The 14257-nt window shown below is 45.3% G+C and carries 12 protein-coding genes, 1 tRNA gene and 2 rRNA genes (1 of these 15 cut by a window edge); 6 read left to right on the forward strand and 9 right to left on the reverse strand.

Annotated elements, in window-relative coordinates; all coding sequences use genetic code 11:
• Positions 1–46: 46 nt before the first annotated feature.
• Complete coding sequence (locus SPEA_RS22080) at positions 47–1231, reverse strand: BaiN/RdsA family NAD(P)/FAD-dependent oxidoreductase (protein WP_012157400.1); 1185 nt, start codon at positions 1229–1231, stop codon at positions 47–49.
• 257 nt (positions 1232–1488) lie between these two features.
• On the opposite strand from SPEA_RS22080, the gene SPEA_RS22085 reads away from it, so the two are divergent.
• Together SPEA_RS22085 and SPEA_RS22090 are read left to right on the forward strand one after the other, a co-directional pair.
• Entirely contained in the window at positions 1489–2505 is a 1017-nt protein-coding gene (locus SPEA_RS22085) for an IS110-like element ISSpe2 family transposase (RefSeq protein ID WP_012153491.1), read from the forward strand.
• 477 nt (positions 2506–2982) lie between these two features.
• A complete protein-coding gene (locus tag SPEA_RS22090; RefSeq protein WP_041411184.1) occupies positions 2983–3168 on the forward strand; it encodes a hypothetical protein in 186 nt (61 codons plus the stop codon).
• A 94-nt stretch (positions 3169–3262) separates the two neighbouring features.
• Here the strand turns inward: SPEA_RS22090 and gpsA are convergent, their stop codons facing one another.
• The 3 genes from gpsA to SPEA_RS22105 all read right to left on the reverse strand — a co-directional run bounded on the left by gpsA (position 3263) and on the right by SPEA_RS22105 (position 5431).
• The gene (gpsA, locus tag SPEA_RS22095; RefSeq protein ID WP_012157401.1) at positions 3263–4282 is read right to left on the reverse strand and encodes an NAD(P)H-dependent glycerol-3-phosphate dehydrogenase; all 1020 of its coding nucleotides are present in this window, start codon (positions 4280–4282) and stop codon (positions 3263–3265) included.
• Positions 4283–4286: 4 nt separating this feature from the next.
• On the reverse strand, positions 4287–4772 hold the full coding sequence (secB, locus tag SPEA_RS22100; protein ID WP_012157402.1) for a protein-export chaperone SecB: 486 nt from the start codon (positions 4770–4772) through the stop codon (positions 4287–4289).
• Between the two features lie 224 nt (positions 4773–4996).
• Entirely contained in the window at positions 4997–5431 is a 435-nt protein-coding gene (locus tag SPEA_RS22105) for a rhodanese-like domain-containing protein (RefSeq protein ID WP_012157403.1), read from the reverse strand.
• A gap of 238 nt (positions 5432–5669) precedes the next feature.
• Between SPEA_RS22105 and gpmM the strand changes: the two genes are divergently transcribed.
• Genes gpmM through SPEA_RS22125 form a run of 4 tightly spaced genes read left to right on the forward strand, consistent with a single transcriptional unit; the run spans position 5670 to position 10359 of the window.
• Entirely contained in the window at positions 5670–7214 is a 1545-nt protein-coding gene (gpmM, locus tag SPEA_RS22110; RefSeq protein ID WP_012157404.1) for a 2,3-bisphosphoglycerate-independent phosphoglycerate mutase, read from the forward strand.
• Positions 7215–7224: 10 nt separating this feature from the next.
• Positions 7225–8358, forward strand: coding sequence for a murein hydrolase activator EnvC family protein (locus SPEA_RS22115; protein WP_012157405.1), 1134 nt, complete (start codon positions 7225–7227; stop codon positions 8356–8358).
• Positions 8359–8391: 33 nt separating this feature from the next.
• Positions 8392–9597 carry a S41 family peptidase gene (locus tag SPEA_RS22120; protein WP_012157406.1) on the forward strand — a complete coding sequence of 402 codons (1206 nt, stop codon included), beginning with the start codon at positions 8392–8394 and terminating at the stop codon, positions 9595–9597.
• A 6-nt stretch (positions 9598–9603) separates the two neighbouring features.
• Entirely contained in the window at positions 9604–10359 is a 756-nt protein-coding gene (locus tag SPEA_RS22125) for a divergent polysaccharide deacetylase family protein (RefSeq protein WP_012157407.1), read from the forward strand.
• Here SPEA_RS22125 and SPEA_RS22130 read toward each other — a convergent pair.
• From SPEA_RS22130 to SPEA_RS22155, 5 genes are all read right to left on the reverse strand, one after another.
• Positions 10345–10794 (reverse strand): Rrf2 family transcriptional regulator, encoded by a 450-nt coding sequence (locus SPEA_RS22130; protein ID WP_012157408.1) that lies wholly within the window; start codon positions 10792–10794, stop codon positions 10345–10347. The two genes, SPEA_RS22125 and SPEA_RS22130, sit on opposite strands and share 15 nt — an antisense overlap.
• A 50-nt stretch (positions 10795–10844) precedes the next feature.
• The gene (locus tag SPEA_RS22135; RefSeq protein ID WP_012157409.1) at positions 10845–11099 is read right to left on the reverse strand and encodes a YkgJ family cysteine cluster protein; all 255 of its coding nucleotides are present in this window, start codon (positions 11097–11099) and stop codon (positions 10845–10847) included.
• 427 nt (positions 11100–11526) lie between these two features.
• A tRNA-Asp gene (locus SPEA_RS22145) sits at positions 11527–11603 on the reverse strand.
• 100 nt (positions 11604–11703) lie between these two features.
• A 5S ribosomal RNA gene (gene rrf, locus SPEA_RS22150) occupies positions 11704–11819 on the reverse strand.
• A gap of 133 nt (positions 11820–11952) precedes the next feature.
• Positions 11953–14257: ribosomal RNA gene (locus tag SPEA_RS22155) — 23S ribosomal RNA — on the reverse strand (it continues 590 nt past the right edge of the window).

Genomic DNA, 14257 nt, shown 5'->3' on the forward strand with positions numbered 1-14257 from the left:
TCACTTTAAATTGAAGATTGTCTTCGATTGAATTTGACAAAAGAACCTATGCAGCTTGCCCTGCGGCAACACCTGATGACCAGGCCCATTGGAAGTTAAAGCCTCCTAGCCAACCACTTACATCCATCACTTCACCGACAAAAAATAACCCTGGTACAGATTTAGCTTCCATGGTTTTAGATGACAACTCATCTGTGTCGACGCCACCTAGGGTGACTTCAGCAGTGCGGTAACCTTCGGTGCCGTTCATCACTAGCGTCCACGACTCAATATCTACAGCTAACTGTTCTAACTCGGCGTGTACTAGCTGGTTAAGCGCCTTATTAAGCAAAGACTCTTCAAATAACACTTCGACTAGACGCTTAGGTAACCATTGCGACAAAGCATTACGTAAGCTTTGCTTAGGGCTATTAGTTAAAGCCAATTGCAACTTAGCGCGCACATCTTCACCCGGTAGCAGGTTGATGCTGATCGCTTCGCCAGGGTTCCAATAATTGGAGATTTGCAAAATTGCAGGGCCAGATAGACCTCGGTGAGTAAATAGCAGTGCCTCGCTAAACTGAGTGCCATCCTTAGCAGTAATAGTACTGGGTACCGCAATGCCAGATAGTGGCTCAAAGCGCTGCTTTTGCTCACTATGCCAGGTAAAAGGTACTAGGCCTGCATGAGTTGAGAGCACTTTTAGGCCAAACTGCTCAGCAATATGATAACCATAAGGCGATGCGCCAAGCTTTGGCATAGACAAGCCACCAGTGGCGATGACCAGAGACTCACAGCTGTATTGTGCTTTATCTGTTGTCAGCTCAAATAGGCCATCGCTATTTTTGCTGATATTACTGATTTCGGTGCGTAATTGAATTTGCGCGCCTGACCACTCACACTCGGTAAGTAGCATGGTAACGATCTCTTTGGCCGAGTCATTACAAAATAACTGACCATGATCGCGCTCGTGGTACTCGATGCCATGACGCTCAACCAATTCGATAAAGTCACTCGAGCGATAGCGTGCCAATGCCGATTTAACAAAGTGGCCATTACCGCAGATAAAGTTACTCGGCTCGACCTTTTGATTGGTGAAGTTACAGCGGCCGCCACCACTTATAAGAATTTTACGACCCGCTTGCTTCGCGTTATCAAGCACTAATACATCACGGCCACGGTAACCTGCAGCCGCCGCGCACATTAGCCCAGCCGCACCAGCACCAATAATGATGACGTCATGATGTTTCACTCGATAACTCCTAAATAAACGGTGCCTATCGTTGGTAAACCCTAGGCATAAAAAAGGGCGCTATTTTAGCACTGTTTTTTGTACAAGGAAGTACTTATCCCATCTTCGCCATGGATGGCAAGAAGTGGGATTTATACATGGAAGTATTTATCCCATCTTCGCCATGGATAATGGAATGGACCCATCCACTTTTAATCGGCCTCGCAATGGGCCACGATGTAGTTGCTTAAACTCATCAGAAAGAGGACGGGTCCACTATGAACATTACTACAATTGGTCTTGATATCGCAAAGTCCGTTTTTCATTTTGTTGGCGTTAATAAAGCCGGAAAGCTTGTCAAAAAGAAGATAATTAAGCGCAAAGAGTTAGTGCTTTTTCTTGCTCAAATAGAACCTTGCCTTGTTGTGATGGAAGCCTGTGGCGGTGCAAACTATTGGGCTAGGGAGTTCGAGAAAGTTGGCCATCAAGTTAAGTTAATAGCACCCCAGTATGTCGTTCCCTACAGACAAGGAAATAAGAATGACTATAACGATGCACTTGCGATAGCTGAAGCAGCACAACGCCCCAACATGCGCTTTGTAGAGCCTAAGCCAGTAGAGCAGCAAGATATTCAGATGCTGCATCGAATGAGAGAAAGACTAAACAAACAATCTACTGCACTGATAAATCAAGTGAGAGGTATGCTCGCTGAGTACGGCATTGTCATCACAAAAGGAAAAGCGTCTTTTAGGACAAAGCTACCAGATATTCTAGAAAATGCCGATAACGAATTAACAGTCAAAGGCCGAAGTGTTTTTTATCAACTATATGAAGAGTTTAATGACATTGAGAAGCGACTTAAAAACTGTGATGCCCAAGTTCAACAAGAGGTGAAAAGTAACCAAGTATGCCAGCGCTTAGAAAGCGTACCAGGCATTGGCCCTGTGACTGCCACAGCATTTTATGCAGCTGTTGGGCAAGGTAAAGATTTTACCAATGGGAGACATTTTTCAGCATGGTGCGGTCTAGTACCCAAACAGCATAGTAGTGGCGGGAAAAATAATTTGCTTGGTATTAGTAAGCGAGGAAACGCTTATTTGAGAACGCTATTTATCCACGGGGCAAGAACTGTCTTACAGCATAGTTCTAATAAAACTGACAGATTTAGTTGCTGGGCTAGCGCACTTGCAGAAAGGCGTGGCTTTAACAGAGCTTGTGTTGCCGTAGCTAATAAGCTTGCACGAATAGCGTGGGTTATAGCAGCAAGAGAAGATGAATACCGTATCACAGTATAAATTAATCATTAACGCGTCAACTTAACGAGATAATCATAAGTTTTGCTAACCACCAAGTTGCCAAGATAATTGATTTGATGATGAGACAGTCAGACTGTTCTGCTTAAAACCTTGCTTCGCCACAGGCTCTAAAGAAGCCGTAAGGATGATAAGGAAAGTAGAAGCAAATATCCATCAGGGCCAGAGGAGTACCTCAATAACAGGCCGAATATATGGGTGCAATGAACTCTTCTCAAAGTCGATATTAAATATCTTGCAAACCGGATGGGTCCATATATGGCATGAAGTGGGATTTGTACAAGGAAGTACTTATGCCAGCTTCGACAAAAAGTGCTTTTGTCATGAGTTAAGCTGCCAACTACCTTGATAGCTCATGTTTCACTTTGTAACCCCCCCTTATTCAATAAGTCCGTATTTGATAATGTAAGAATGACTAACGATTTTTCATGGATAGATTGTTTATTAATAAGGATTTTTATGAAAGTAAGCCAACAATTTACCTATTTAAAACGTACAGCTATTGGGGTGAATATGCTTGCCGTTCTGAGTATCTCGCTTGGCCATAGCAATGGCCTCTTCTTGCTTTTAGGGACAATCATGTTTTGGGGACTATTCTTGGCTACTGCGTTAGAGGAGCTTATTCAGGAAAAAAGAAAGGAATAACTGACCGGTATTACGGTCGTGAAAACAAAAAAACCGAAGCTAGGCTTCGGTTTTTAATCTACTAAATGAATTATTCAGTCTATTAGCAGTAAAACTATTCTGCCGACGATGTCTCAGACTTCTTCTCACGGCTGAGTAGCTCTTTAGCTGCATCAACTGGAGACTTGCCCTTATACAAGACTTGGTAAACCTGTTCGGTGATAGGCATCTCGACGCCTAAACGCTTAGCTAGCGTGTAGACCTCTTTAGTGTTGCGATAACCTTCAACCACTTGACCAATTTCGTCTTGTGCGGTTTCAACATCTGAGCCTTTGCCCAATGCTAAACCAAAGCGACGGTTACGTGACTGATTGTCGGTACAAGTCAGTACCAAGTCACCCAAGCCAGCCATCCCCATAAAGGTTGAGGCTTGCGCACCCATAGCTTCACCAAGACGGGTCAACTCAACTAAGCCGCGAGTAATTAGTGCTGTTCTTGCATTCGCACCAAAACCGATACCGTCTGATAAGCCTGCGCCAATCGCGATAACGTTTTTAACTGCGCCGCCAAGCTGTAGACCAATAAAGTCGTCATTGGCGTATACACGCAGACGCTTAGGGCTGTGTAACAGCTCGACCAAATCCTTAGTAAACTGAGGATCGGTACCTGCAATCGAAATCGCAGTTGGCATACCGGCAGCTAACTCTTTGGCAAAAGTCGGGCCCGATAACACGGCAAGAGGAAACTCATCGCCAATGGCTTCACGGGCAACATCTTGTATTAAGCGGCCAGTTTCAGGCTCTAGACCTTTAGTGGCCCACACAATACGCGAATCTTTGCGTAACAGCGGTTTTGCTTGAGTCAGCACTAATCCAAAAACATGACTAGGTACAACCACTAGCACATTGTTAGATGCCGCTAATGCTGTTGCTAAGTCCGCTTCTGGGATCAGTAAGTCTGGTAATGGAATACCTGGCAAAAACGCTTCGTTGGACTTGTCGTTTTTCAGGTTTTCTATGTGCTCGGGTTCGTGGCCCCAAAGCATGGTTCTGTGGCCATTGCTCGCTAAAGAAATGGCAAGGGCGGTCCCGTAAGAGCCCGCCCCCAGTACCGTAATGTCGGCAGTGTTTTTCATGCGATTAAGCGTTAGCTTCTTCTGCTGGTGCTTCAGCTGCAGCAGCTTGACGCTGTTGAACATACTGAGCAAATAGTGCGTCAAAGTTAACTGGCGCTAGGTTAAGTTGTGGGAAAGTACCACGGCTTACTAGGCTACCAATTGCTTCACGAGCATATGGGAAAAGAACGTTAGGGCAGTATGCACCTAGAGAGTGAGCTAGCTGCTGTTCAGTTAGACCAGCGATAGCGAAGATACCCGCTTGCTGAACTTCACATAAGAATGCTGTTTCTTCGCCGTTCTTAGCTGTAACAGTCAAAGACAGTACAACTTCATATACGTCATCAGATAGTTTGTTGCTGCGAGTATCTAGATCAAGCTTAACTTCTGGGTTCCACTCTTTCTGAAAAACAGCTGGGCTGTTTGGTGTTTCAAAAGAGATATCTTTTGTGTAAACACGTTGAATATTGAATTGTGGACCTTGTTGTTCGTTGTTTGCTACTTCAGCCATACTATCCTACCTTAAAATTAATGAGGCTACTTCAAAAGAGCCAGTCTCAGGGCTTGGCAAGCTTGATCTTAAACCAATTTGCTGTCCCCATTTTTGATTTATTTAGTCAACAGACGCTTTTTTGGAGGGGAAGCCCCTCAGTTCAATGCCGGTAACCACAATAAGTTGAGAGCTAACACTCTAATCAATTACTCAACAAAAAAGCAATGGCTACACCGACACTTCTATCTTTTGCTTTTTGAAACAGGCAAATTATTTGACTGCCATTCACCCATACCACCTTTCAGATTGCTCACGTTTTCAAAACCGTGCTTAATCATCAGCTGAGCAGCTTGAGACGAAGTCATGCCAGCGTTGCATACCATTATAATGGGACTGGCTTTTGAGTTTTCAAGGGTAGAAAGCTGATTATTTTTTATATCGGCTAGTGGCACGTTGATAGCACCTACGATATGACCCTTCTTAAATTCTTCTTTTCCGCGCACATCAACGACTTTGGCGTCTTGCTTGTTCATCATCATAGTTGCTTCTTGATGATTAACATTTTTCACTTTAGAAACACTTGTCTTAATCGTTACGACGATAACACCGATAAACAAACCAACCCAAGCCACGCTTAACATAGGGTTCGCTTTAAAAAATTCCATATATTCTTGCATCGTTAACTGCCTACTATTTTTAGGGCCAAATATAATGAGGGCACAGAGTATACCACCGCTTGGTGCAGAATACAGAATGTTAGTCACGCTTGCCGTGACTCTTCGGCAGGTAAATAACAGCAATAGCGCAATCCGATAACGCCAATCTGGGTAAATGTCTTTATGCACGACCATAATTGGTAGTAATATTTAACCAATTCTGATTTCAATTTTATTTTTTAAACTTAAAGGTACTACCATGACGACACGCAAACGCCCGCTGGCACTGCTGATCCTCGATGGCTGGGGTTACCGTGAAAACACACAAAAAAATGCTGTTTTTCATGCCAACACACCGGTTCTTGACCAGTTAAATGCCAAATATCCAAATAGTTTAATCTCAGGTTCTGGCATCGATGTTGGTTTACCTGACGGCCAAATGGGTAACTCTGAAGTCGGACACATCAACATTGGCTCTGGGCGCATCGTTTACCAAGAGCTAACTCGTATTAGCAAAGCTATCGATGATGGCGAGTTTGATACAAACCCTGCACTAACCAAGGCTATCGATGATGCAATCGAGGTTAATGGTGCGGTCCACATCATGGGACTCTTATCGCCAGGTGGCGTTCACAGTCACCAAGATCATATCGAAGCCATGTGCCGCCTTGCGGTAAAACGCGGCGCGAAAAAAGTCTACCTACACGCATTCTTAGATGGCCGCGATACACCGCCACGCAGCGCTAAACCAGGCTTGGCTCACTTTGAAGAACTATTCAAATCCTTAGGTACAGGTCAAGTCGCATCTGTGATTGGTCGCTACTACGCGATGGACCGCGACAACCGCTGGGATCGCGTATCACAAGCCTATGAACTCATCACTGAAGGCAAAAGCCTGCACCAAAGTGCTACGGCAGTAGACGCAATTGAAGCCGCTTATACGCGTGATGAGAATGATGAATTTGTTGGCAGCACAGTTATTCCAGATGCTCAGGGCAATATCGCTAAGCTTGTCGACAATGACGCACTGATTTTCATGAACTTCCGAGCCGATCGTGCTCGTCAAATTACCCGCAGCTTCGTCGATGCTGACTTTGATGGCTTCGAGCGAGCCGTTACACCGAAGATCAACTTCGTTATGTTGACCGAATATGCTGCCAACATTAAGGCCGCAATAGCTTATCCATCGAGTGACTTAGTTAATACCTTAGGCGAGACGCTGCAAGACAGAGATCTGACTCAGCTACGTATCTCTGAAACTGAGAAGTATGCCCATGTCACTTTCTTCTTCAACGGTGGTAAAGAGGAGCCGTTCAAGGGTGAAGATCGCATTCTGATCCAGTCTCCAAAAGTCGCGACCTACGACCTGCAGCCAGAGATGAGTTCTACCGAATTAACCGACAAGCTCGTTGCGGCCATCGAGTCAACCGAGTATGACGTCATCATCTGTAACTATCCTAACGGTGATATGGTTGGCCACACGGGCAATTTCGATGCGGCAGTTAAAGCCTGTGAAGCCGTCGATACCTGCATTGGTCGCGTTGTCGAAGCGCTAGAAAAAGTGGGGGGTGAGTGTTTAATTACTGCCGATCACGGTAATGCCGAGCAGATGACGGATGAGTCTACAGGTCAAGCTCACACCGCACACACCAGCGAATTAATACCGTTAATCTATGTCGGGCGTGATGCAGAGATAGAAAATGGCGGTCGTTTAAGTGATTTAGCGCCGACTATGTTAACCTTGATGGGACAAGACGTACCTGAAGAGATGACAGGTCGCTCAATTATAAAACTCAAAGAGTAATAGTTAACAATTGAACATTCGATTTTTTATCAAAGCCAGCATTATTGCTGGCTTTCTATCGCTTCCTTTAACGGTTAATGCGACCGATCTTGAGCGCCGCCAGTCTGAGCTTAAATCTATCCAAGCCCAGATTAACAAGCAGCAATCAGAGGTTAAAAACACCAGTAAGCAAAGGGAGCGATTAGTCTCTTTATTAAAAGCTGATGAAAAAGCGATTGCTCAAGCGGCAAGAAAAGTAAACACGACCAAGCAAGACTTAGCCAAAACAGATAAGAAAATTGCAGAGCTAAGCACTAAACAAGCTCAATTAGAAAAGCTGAAAACCGCACAACAGAAATCTCTGTCAAATCAACTTGCAAGTGCCTATTTGGCTGGCAATCACGATTACAGCAAAATGCTGTTAAATCAGCAGTCTCCTGCAAGTATAGAGCGCCTACTGGCTTATTACGAATACTTGAATAACGCTCGTATCGATTCGATAGAACAATTGCAAACGACCTTGAAAGAGTTAGACCAAATTCAAGCGGATCAGCAAGAACAGCAAAGCCGTCTTAATAAGCTGGTACTCGACCGACAGCAGCAAGCTAAAAAGCTAAGCCAAGAGCAGTCACAAAGACAAAGTACTCTTACGCAACTACAGAGAACATTAAGCAGCAGCGGCGCAAAGTTAGAACAACTTCAAATAGAAGAAGCTAGCCTTAAGCGAGTAGTAGAACAAGCAGTTACCGCTATGAAAAATAATCCTTCTTACGAGGGATTATCAAGCCGCAAGAAACTCAATTGGCCAGCTAACGGACGCATAAGATCAGCCTTCGGTAGTAAGCGATCTGGGCAAGTAAAATGGAAAGGTGTCATCATTTCAGCCGATGAAGGACAAAATGTAAGCGCGATTGCTGGCGGTAAAGTTATTTACGCCGACTGGCTACGCGGTTTCGGTATGGTTTTAGTCGTCGATCACGGTAAAGGTTACATGAGCCTATACGGCCATGCACAGGCCTTACTCAAGAATGCGGGCGACTCGGTTAGTAAGGGCGAGTCGATTGCTTTGGTCGGACGTTCGGGTGGACAGACCGAGCCTGGCCTATACTTTGAGGTAAGGCATAAGGGGCAAGCTGTCGATCCTGCAAGATATTGCAAACGTTAGACCATATAACCCCTTAAGATATAAGGGGTTAATATGTCACTGTACATACGCTATTTTTGTTGCCTCGCGGCGGGGCTCGCTCTGGGTTTGTCTATCACCCTGTCAGGGCAAGAGCACACGCAACAATATAAGTCTCATATAAGTTATCCAGTTCTTCTCGATATTATCGACACTGTAGAAACTTATTACGTGCAAAAACTCACTGAAGAGGAGCTTATCGAAGCCGCCATAGAAGGTATTTTCAATAAGCTCGATCCCTACTCAAGCTTCCTCGACAGACAAACCTTCGCCAGCATGCAAGAAATGAACAATGGTGAGTATTTCGGTTTTGGTGTCGAAATCGCAACAGACAACGACCAGATCACCATAGTCACGCCGTTTGCTGAGTCTCCTGCCGAAGCCGCAGGAATAAAACCCGGTGACCGTGTATTAAAGCTCAATAAGCAGCTGGTTACCGCTGAAAAGCTAGAAAGCATGCTCAATGAGATTAAACAACACAGCTTAAATAACCGACCTATCGAGCTTGAAATGGTGAGAGCCAACTCAAACACTCATTACTCTGTCACTCTAAGCCCAACTCTAATTGCCATTCACTCAATAGAAGCAGAGATCCTTGATAATAAAATTGGTTATATTCGCCTTTCTAGCTTTCAGGAAAACACGACTCAAGAGCTGGTAAAGCAGTTGTCTCTCTGGCATCCGCAGCAGCTTAACGGAATTATTCTGGATCTAAGAAATAACCCCGGCGGGCTGCTAGATCAAGCCATTACGATAGCAGACCTCTTCCTAGATAAAGGCCGCATCGTAGCGACAGAGGGGCGCTTCTTCGACGCTAACTCTGACTATTACGCCTCACCACAAACCATGGCAACAAATATCCCTATGTCAGTATTAATCAACAAGGGATCGGCCTCAGCCTCAGAAGTACTCGCCGCCGCACTGCAAGATAATGGTCGAGCACAATTAATAGGACAAACCAGCTTCGGCAAAGGCACCATACAAAGTCTGATCCCGACCCTTATGAATGGTAATGCGATTAAGCTCACCATCGCAAAATACACCACTCCAAATGGCAATGATATTCACTTAAAAGGTATTGAACCAGATATAAAAATTGAATTAGAAGCTGTATCGGATAGTGAAAGTATGCCTATAATCGAGACAAATTCACTCCGTGAGTCCGTTGCACAAGACAAATTAGTCAACTCGGCGATTGCATGGATTAAAGCAGAAAAATAAAAACCTGTGCGCTATTTTCTATTATTGATATTTTTGTTGTTACCGAGCGCTAGTGTATTCGCCAGCCAAATTGCCATCATCATTGATGATATTGGATATCGTCAATCTGATAAAGCAGTGCTGAGCCTGCCAGCCAATATCACTCTTTCTATATTACCGCATACGCCATTAGGAAAAGATCTCGCCTCAAAGGCCTATATCCAGGGGAATGAGATCTTAGTACACCTACCTATGCAGGCGCTAAATGGTAAGACTATTGGACCCGGTGCTCTCACCAATACAATGTCTGAAATCAAGTTCAAGGCCCAAGTTGAGGACTCGATTAATAGCGTGCCCCATGCTAGCGGCGCCAACAACCATATGGGCAGTTTCTTAACCCAGTTAAATGAGCCTATGCGCTGGGTAATGGAGTCACTACGGCAGCACAATATCTATTTCATCGACAGCATGACGACCAAATATACCCGTGCAGGCATAGTTGCAGAATCTATGGGGATACCAATATTAAGAAGGGAGATATTTTTAGATAATGATAGGTCGCAATCAGGATTAGAAAAGCAGTTTAAGCATGCTATATCATTAGCGCACGCTAAGGGCAAAATAGTTGTTATTGCACACCCATACCCAGAAACAATCGCTTTCCTTACCAAAAACTTACAGCGTTTGGCGAATGCAAATATCGAGTTGGTACACACATCGCAACTAGTATCGCCACATGTGAACTCAGAAGTTTCGGCTAAACAGGTGTTATTGCAGGATTGAGATTGATAGATCAGGTAGCAGAGATTTTAACTCCTGCTTATTAGTGACAATCATATCTAAGGTATAGCCATCTAAAACCGCTAAATAAGCATTCACTGCATCGGCTAACGCTCCCCTAAGCTTACAAGCTGGTGTAAACAGGCAGTATGGCTTACTACAATCAATTGGCGCCAAAGAATTTTCTAGCGCTCGAACGACTTGGCCAATATTTATTTCAGAAGCTGGTTTAGCTAGTTTAAAGCCACCACTCTTACCACGAACGGTTTGCAAATAGCCTAATTTCCCTAAGTGATGAACAACCTTAGAGATGTGGTTAGCAGACAGATCGAATACTTCAGTGATTTCAGCAATACGGAAGAGCGACTCACGCTCTGAATGCAATGCCAAATACATCAGCGTTCTTAAGCCATAATCTGTGTAACGAGTTAACTGCATTGATTAACAATCCGTAAAGTAAATATTTGAAAGGCTCTAAAAAAGCATTATCAAGCGTTAGTAGCCGCTTCTAAAGAGCTAATTAACCACAGAGCTTCTGTATCAGTCTTGCCACAAACATCTTCGGTAGCCGCAAATAACCCACATACTGCTGGTCGCTGTGTTTGCCCGAACAGTTTACATAAGTTGCTATCATCTAGCTGTATACACCTAATCCCAGCAGGCTTGCCTTCTGGCATTCCGGGGATAGCTGTGGTGATAGATGGCGCAATACAGCATGCACCGCAGCCCAAACGACAATTCATCTTATAACCTTAGTTCTTACGGCACTCATTATAACTCTATAAACTGATTGAGAGTTGTACGACTTCACATACTATACAACAAGGCGACAATCAGTTTGTAAATCCGTGATCAGTGTATACAATTCTGATTGAACTTTTTACAAAATGCTAAACTTAACTTTCATCAAAACAAAAATGAAAAAAGCCCTAACACTCTTATATAAACAAGAAGTATTAGGGCTTATCGTAATGCTGAACGAAAGCCTCTACATTTCTGTAGAGGCTTTCGTCTTAATGTTTGTGGGTGAGTACAGCGATAGCTGTGAGCTTACGAACGCAAAGTGAAGCGTAGCTGGGGCGGATTCATCCGCGACGTCACGACTAAATTAATAAATATTACAAAACGAAAAAAGCCTCTGCATTGCTGCAGAGGCTTTCATCTTTATGTTGGCGGAGCGGACGGGACTCGAACCCGCGACCCCCGGCGTGACAGGCCGGTATTCTAACCAACTGAACTACCGCTCCTTTAGCAAATTGCTTACGCATTATGCTAAATTCTTTTTAAGTCGCTAGCTTGTCAGGGCTAGGAGACTCGCTTTTCTCTATGAGTAAAGCAATGTTTAGCGCCTGGAAATGACCTACTCTCACATGGGGAGACCCCACACTACCATCGGCGATATTGCGTTTCACTTCTGAGTTCGGAATGGATTCAGGTGGTGCCACAACTCTATGGTTTCCAGACAAATTTGGTAAATTTAGAAAGCTGGACTCGCTATGCAAGTCTTAATAAATTGAGTTCGAACACACATTAAGTGTTTTCTAATTCTGGTTTCTACAAGAAACATAGTTAACTCATAAAACCCATCAGGGTTGTATGGTTAAGCCTCACGAGTCATTAGTACAAGTTAGCTCAACGCCTCACAACGCTTACACACCTTGCCTATCAACGTCCTAGTCTCGAACGGCTCTTTAGAGGAATTAAATTCCTAGGGATGACTCATCTTAGGACTCGCTTCCCGCTTAGATGCTTTCAGCGGTTATCGATTCCGAACGTAGCTACCGGGCAATGCTATTGGCATAACAACCCGAACACCAGCGGTTCGTCCACTCCGGTCCTCTCGTACTAGGAGCAGCTTCCTTCAATCATCCAACGCCCACGGCAGATAGGGACCGAACTGTCTCACGACGTTCTGAACCCAGCTCGCGTACCACTTTAAATGGCGAACAGCCATACCCTTGGGACCGACTTCAGCCCCAGGATGTGATGAGCCGACATCGAGGTGCCAAACACCGCCGTCGATATGAACTCTTGGGCGGTATCAGCCTGTTATCCCCGGAGTACCTTTTATCCGTTGAGCGATGGCCCTTCCATACAGAACCACCGGATCACTATGACCTACTTTCGTACCTGCTCGACGTGTATGTCTCGCAGTTAAGCTGGCTTATGCCATTGCACTAACCGTACGATGTCCGACCGTACTTAGCCAACCTTCGTGCTCCTCCGTTACTCTTTGGGAGGAGACCGCCCCAGTCAAACTACCCACCAGGCACTGTCCCGAACCCCGATTCAGGGGCCGCGGTTAGAACATCAAAACTACAAGGGTGGTATTTCAAGATTGACTCCACTCCATCTAGCGACGAAGCTTCAAAGTCTCCCACCTATCCTACACATGTAGGTTCAATGTTCAGTGCCAAGCTATAGTAAAGGTTCACGGGGTCTTTCCGTCTAGCCGCGGGTATACGGCATCTTCACCGCAATTTCAACTTCACTGAGTCTCGGCTGGAGACAGCGTGGCCATCATTACGCCATTCGTGCAGGTCGGAACTTACCCGACAAGGAATTTCGCTACCTTAGGACCGTTATAGTTACGGCCGCCGTTTACCGGGGCTTCGATCATGAGCTTCTCCGAAGATAACCCAATCAATTAACCTTCCGGCACCGGGCAGGCGTCATACCGTATACTTCCTCTTGCGAGTTTGCACAGTACTGTGTTTTTGATAAACAGTTGCAGCCACCTGGTATCTGCGACTCCCGGCAGCTTAGAGAGCAAGTCTCATCACCGCTAGGAGCGTACCTTCTCCCGAAGTTACGGTACCATTTTGCCTAGTTCCTTCAGCCGAGTTCTCTCAAGCGCCTTAGTATTCTCTACCCGACCACCTGTGTCGGTTTGGGGTACGATTCCTGCTAACCTGAAGCTTAGAAGATTTTCCTGGAAGCATGGCATCAACTACTTCAGTCCCTTAGGACCTCGTCATCAGCTCTCAGCCTTAAGTACACCCGGATTTGCCTAAGTGTACAGCCTACAACCTTAAACGCGGACAACCAACGCCGCGCTAGCCTAGCCTTCTCCGTCTCTCCATCGCAGTTAGCAGAAGTACGGGAATATTAACCCGTTTCCCATCGACTACGCCTTTCGGCCTCGCCTTAGGGGTCGACTCACCCTGCCCCGATTAACGTTGGACAGGAACCCTTGGTCTTTCGGCGAGGGGGTTTTTCACCCCCTTTATCGTTACTCATGTCAGCATTCGCACTTCTGATACCTCCAGTGTGGGTTACCCCTTCACCTTCAACGGCTTACAGAACGCTCCTCTACCGCACTAGTGTAAACACTAGTACCCATAGCTTCGGTGTATTGCTTAGCCCCGTTAAATCTTCCGCGCAGGCCGACTCGACTAGTGAGCTATTACGCTTTCTTTAAATGATGGCTGCTTCTAAGCCAACATCCTAGCTGTCTAAGCCTTCCCACATCGTTTCCCACTTAGCAATAACTTTGGGACCTTAGCTGATGGTCTGGGTTGTTTCCCTTTTCACGACGGACGTTAGCACCCGCCGTGTGTCTCCCGTATAGTACTCATTGGTATTCGGAGTTTGCAAAGGGTTGGTAAGTCGGGATGACCCCCTAGCCTTAACAGTGCTCTACCCCCAATGGTATTCGTACGAGGCGCTACCTAAATAGCTTTCGAGGAGAACCAGATATCTCCGAGTTTGATTGGCCTTTCACCCCCAGCCACAAGTCATCACCGCATTTTTCAACATACGTGTGTTCGGTCCTCCAATTGATGTTACTCAATCTTCAACCTGCCCATGGCTAGATCACTCGGTTTCGGGTCTACACCTTGCAACTAAACGCGCAGTTAACACTCGGTTTCCCTACGGCTCCGCTATTCGCTTAACCTTG

Origin of the sequence: Shewanella pealeana ATCC 700345, assembly GCF_000018285.1 — a bacterium.
Classification (GTDB): domain Bacteria; phylum Pseudomonadota; class Gammaproteobacteria; order Enterobacterales; family Shewanellaceae; genus Shewanella; species Shewanella pealeana.

What these genes read in the sequence shown, in the direction of transcription:
- SPEA_RS22130 (WP_012157408.1), bottom strand. Translation starts at nt 10,794, where the DNA reads ATGCAGTTAACTCGTTACACAGATTATGGCTTAAGAACGCTGATGTAT.
- SPEA_RS22090 (WP_041411184.1), top strand. Translation starts at nt 2,983, where the DNA reads ATGAAAGTAAGCCAACAATTTACCTATTTAAAACGTACAGCTATTGGG.
- gpsA (WP_012157401.1), bottom strand. Translation starts at nt 4,282, where the DNA reads ATGAAAAACACTGCCGACATTACGGTACTGGGGGCGGGCTCTTACGGG.
- secB (WP_012157402.1), bottom strand. Translation starts at nt 4,772, where the DNA reads ATGGCTGAAGTAGCAAACAACGAACAACAAGGTCCACAATTCAATATT.
- SPEA_RS22105 (WP_012157403.1), bottom strand. Translation starts at nt 5,431, where the DNA reads ATGCAAGAATATATGGAATTTTTTAAAGCGAACCCTATGTTAAGCGTG.
- SPEA_RS22135 (WP_012157409.1), bottom strand. Translation starts at nt 11,099, where the DNA reads ATGAATTGTCGTTTGGGCTGCGGTGCATGCTGTATTGCGCCATCTATC.
- gpmM (WP_012157404.1), top strand. Translation starts at nt 5,670, where the DNA reads ATGACGACACGCAAACGCCCGCTGGCACTGCTGATCCTCGATGGCTGG.
- SPEA_RS22120 (WP_012157406.1), top strand. Translation starts at nt 8,392, where the DNA reads ATGTCACTGTACATACGCTATTTTTGTTGCCTCGCGGCGGGGCTCGCT.
- SPEA_RS22085 (WP_012153491.1), top strand. Translation starts at nt 1,489, where the DNA reads ATGAACATTACTACAATTGGTCTTGATATCGCAAAGTCCGTTTTTCAT.